Here is a 4,077-nt window from a genome sequence, read left to right as displayed (position 1 = left end):
CGCGGCGGCGCCGGCGGGGTCCGCGGTCGCCGGCCTGCGCGGGGGCATGCACCGCCTCGTCGAGGCGCTGGTCGCGGACGTGACCGCCCGCGGCGTCCGGCTCCGCACGGAGGTCGAGGTGGCGACGGTGGCCCGCGGCGACGACGCCTGGCGGGTGACCCTGTCCCCCGCGGTGGCGGACGGAGCGCTCGACGGGCCGTCCGTCGTCGTCGCGCCCCAGGTGGTGCTCGCCGTCCCCGGACCCGTCGCGCTGCGCCTGCTCGGGGACACGCTGCCCGGGGACACGCTGCTCGGGGAGGCACCGCTCGGGGACGGCGTGCTCGCGGAGAGGCCGCTCGGCGACGGCGCTCCGGAGGCCACCGCCCTGGCGGGCGCGCTGGACGACGGGGTCGACACCGGGGTCCAGATCGTCACGCTCGTGCTGGAGGCACCGGCCCTCGACGCCGCACCCCGGGGGACGGGGGTCCTCGTCGCACCGGAGGCCACCGGTGTCAGCGCCAAGGCGCTCACCCACGCGACCGCCAAGTGGGCGTGGCTGGCCGAGGCGGCCGGTCCCGGTCGGCACGTCGTCCGGCTCTCCTACGGCGGCGCCCGGCACGCGCGCACGCTGGACGAGGACGCCCCGCTCGCGACCGCCCTCGCCGACGCGTCGACGCTCCTGGGCGTGCGCCTGGGGGCGGACCAGGTGGTCGGCTGGACCCGGACGCCGTGGCCGGCGGGGCTGCCGCAGGTGCGGCCGGGTCACCGCGACCGGGTGGCGGGGGTGCGCCGGACCCTGGAGCAGCACCCCGGTCTCGACGCGTGCGGGGCGTGGCTCGCGGGGACGGGCCTGGTCGCCGTCGTCGCCGACGCCCGCGCCCTGGCCGCCCGCCTCTGAGCGCAGCCCGTACCCCGGCCTCCGCCCCTCCTCCCGGGGCGCCCCCGGCGCGCGTCCAGCCGTCGGGTCCTGTCGACTCCGCCCGGTGCACCCGGCGACCTCGACGGAACAGGCGGACTGGAGAGCGACAATGTTCTGACGGCACGTCAGAACATTTCTCGGAATGCGTGACCGGGCGTCACGGAGGGCATTCCACGGTCCTGACGGGATGTCAGATCAGAATCACATCGCTGTCCTCCAGCGGATTCTCAGGGGCGGATTTCCTCCGGACGCGTCCGCGGCGCAGACTTGGCGCTCATGACCACCGGTGAGGCCCACGGGACCGACGACGCACCCGCTGCCGAGGAGCACGCCGGCGCGCCGGGCTCCGGGCCCTGGACCCTGTGGACGGTGCTGCGCCGACCCGCCGGACCCGCGGCGACCGGCACCGGCCCCTCCCTGGCGAGCGTCGTCGCGGAGCCGGGCGAGGGCGTCGTCGTCCGCGGCCTGTACGACGTGTCGGGGCTGCGCGCCGACGCCGACGTCATGGTCTGGATCCACGGGGACAGCGCCGAGGCGCTCCAGGCCGAGCAGCGGCGCCTGCGCCGCACCGCCGAGCTGAGCCCGCTGCTCCCCACCTGGGCCGCGATGGGCGTGCACCGCCCCGCCGAGTTCAGCCGCGACCACGCCCCCGCCTACATGGGCGACAAGGCGCCGCTGCCGTGGCTGACCGTCTACCCGTTCGTGCGCTCGTACGAGTGGTACCTGCTGCCCGCCGACGAGCGGCGCGCGATGCTCGGGGAGCACGGCCGCAAGGGCCGCGAGTACCCCGAGGTGCTGTCGAACACCGTCGCCTCCTTCTCCCTGGGCGACTACGAGTGGATCCTGGCCCTCGAGGCGCACGAGCTCACGGAGCTGGTCGACCTCATGCGCCGGCTGCGGGACACCGAGGCCCGCCGTCACGTGCGTGAGGAGATCCCGTTCTTCACGGGTCGTCGTATCGAGGCCGACGAGGTTGCGGAGGTCCTGCTGTGACGACGACGAACGAGGCCGGCACCCCCGCCGCCGCCGCCCCCGGGACGGGTGCCGTGCCCGGGGCCCACCCGGAGACCCTGCCCGACCGCGACCCGCGGTCGCCGGTCGCCTACGACGCGATCCTGCTCGTCTCCTTCGGCGGGCCGGAGGGCCAGGACGACGTCCTGCCGTTCCTGCGCAACGTCACGCGCGGCCGGGGCATCCCGGACGAGCGCCTCGAGGAGGTCGCGCACCACTACCGCCACTTCGGCGGTGTCAGCCCGATCAACGAGCAGAACCGCGCGCTCCAGGCCGCCCTGCAGGAGGAGCTGCGCTCGCGCGGCGTCGACCTGCCGGTGCTGTGGGGCAACCGCAACTGGGACCCCTACCTCGCCGACGCGATCCGCGACGCCCACGCGGCGGGCCACCGGAAGATCCTCGCCGTGGTGACCTCGGCGTACTCGTCCTACTCCGGCTGCCGCCAGTACCGCGAGGACCTCGCCGGCGCGCTGGAGGAGACCGGCCTGGCCGGCGAGCTGCACATCGACAAGGTCCGCAACTACTTCGACCACCCGGGCTTCGTCACGCCGTTCGTCGAGGGCGTGCGCGAGGCGCTGCAGCGCACGCACGACCAGCTGGGCCCGGACGGCGACATCACGCGCGACGCGCACGTCCTCTTCGTCACGCACTCGATCCCGACGTCGACCGCGGTCACCTCCGGCCCGCCGGACGCGGAGCTCGGCGAGGAGGGCGCGTACGGCGCCCAGCACCGCGCCGTCGCCGACGTGATCATGGCGAGCGCGGGCGCGATGAGCGACGTCGGCACCGGTGGGTCGGCCGCCCAGTTCGCCGCCGTGCCGTGGAGCCTCGTCTACCAGTCCCGCTCCGGCGCGCCGACCACGCCCTGGCTCGAGCCCGACATCAACGACGCCATCGAGGCGCTCGCCGAGCACGGCACCAAGGCCGTCGTCATCGTCCCCATCGGCTTCGTGTCCGACCACATGGAGGTCATGTGGGACCTGGACGAGGAGGCGATGGAGACGGCGCAGGAGAAGGGGATGTACGCCGAGCGTGTCGCGACCCCCGGCGTGCACCCGGAGTTCGTGCGCGGGCTCATCGACCTCGTGCAGGAGCGGCTCGCCTCCCCGTCGAACCCCGAGGGCGGCACCCCGTGCTCGCGCCCGGCGCTCACCCCGCTCGGCCCCTGGTACGACGTCTGCCGGCCGGGCTGCTGCGCGAACCCGCGCGCGGTGAAGCCCGCCGTCGCAGGATTGGCTCCCTGAGAGGTTCCGGCCTGAGAGGTTCGGACGAGGACCCGACGGGTCCGTCGACCACGGGAGGGGCGGCGCGATGACCAGCACGACGGACGGCACCCCGGAGCGCACGGTCCGGGTCGGGACGCGCGGCAGCGCGCTGGCCCTGACGCAGACCGGTCACGTCGCGGACGCCCTGGTGGGCACCGGTGCGCTGGGTGACCGGCCCGTCGCCCTGACGCGCGTCCGCACGGAGGGTGACGTCAGCCGCGCCTCCCTCACGACGCTCGGGGGGACCGGCGTCTTCGTCGCCGCCCTGCGCGACGCGCTCCTCGCCGGCACGTGCGACGTCGCCGTCCACTCCCTCAAGGACCTCCCGACGGCGCCGGCGGACGGGCTGGTCGTGGCCGCCGTGCCGGTCCGCGCCGACCACCGCGACGCCCTGTGCGCGCGTGACGGGCTGACGCTGGAGACGCTCCCGCACGGAGCGCGCGTCGGGACCGGCTCGCCGCGCCGGGCCGCGCAGCTCCGCGCGACGCGGCCGGACCTGGAGGTCCTGGACATCCGGGGGAACGTCGACACGCGGCTCGGACGGGTCCCGGGCCTCGGGGAGCGCGCCGACGCCCCCGGTGACCTCGACGCCGTCGTCCTGGCCGCGGCCGGCCTGGCGCGACTCGGCCGGCTCGACGCCGCGACCGAGCTGTTCGACGGCACCGTCATGGCCCCGGCTCCCGGTCAGGGCGCGCTCGCCGTCGAGTGCCGCGCGGAGGCGCTCGGGGACGGGCCCGCCGCCGACCCGGAGCTCGCGGCCGCCCTCGCCGCGCTCGACCACCTCCCCACCCGCCTGGCTGTCACCGCCGAGCGCGAGCTCCTCACGGCCCTGGAGGCCGGGTGCGCGGCGCCGATCGGCGCGCTCGGGCACATCGACCCGGACGGCCACCTCACCCTCGACGC

Annotated in this window: 4 protein-coding genes; all 4 read left to right on the top strand. The window is 76.1% G+C overall.

Annotated features, from left to right (window positions below; translation table 11 throughout):
- The coding region (locus N866_RS16815) for a protoporphyrinogen/coproporphyrinogen oxidase (RefSeq protein ID WP_034228622.1) at nucleotides 1-877 on the top strand (877 nt) is incomplete at its 5' end.
- 297 nt (nucleotides 878-1,174) lie between these two features.
- Nucleotides 1,175-1,891 (top strand): hydrogen peroxide-dependent heme synthase, encoded by a 717-nt coding sequence (gene hemQ, locus N866_RS16810; RefSeq protein WP_034228620.1) that lies wholly within the window; start codon nucleotides 1,175-1,177, stop codon nucleotides 1,889-1,891.
- A complete protein-coding gene (locus N866_RS16805; protein ID WP_081802761.1) occupies nucleotides 1,888-3,153 on the top strand; it encodes a ferrochelatase in 1,266 nt (421 codons plus the stop codon). Before hemQ ends, N866_RS16805 begins: the two co-directional genes overlap by 4 nt.
- 67 nt (nucleotides 3,154-3,220) lie before the next feature.
- Nucleotides 3,221-4,077, top strand: an 857-nt coding sequence (hemC, locus tag N866_RS16800) for a hydroxymethylbilane synthase (protein WP_052023191.1), incomplete at its 3' end; no start/stop codon positions are given.

It is taken from the genome of Actinotalea ferrariae CF5-4 (assembly GCF_000603945.1).
Classification (GTDB): Bacteria; Actinomycetota; Actinomycetes; order Actinomycetales; family Cellulomonadaceae; genus Actinotalea; species Actinotalea ferrariae.
The sequence above is the reverse complement of the archived record's forward strand: the minus strand, read 5'-3'. Positions and strand labels throughout refer to the sequence as shown.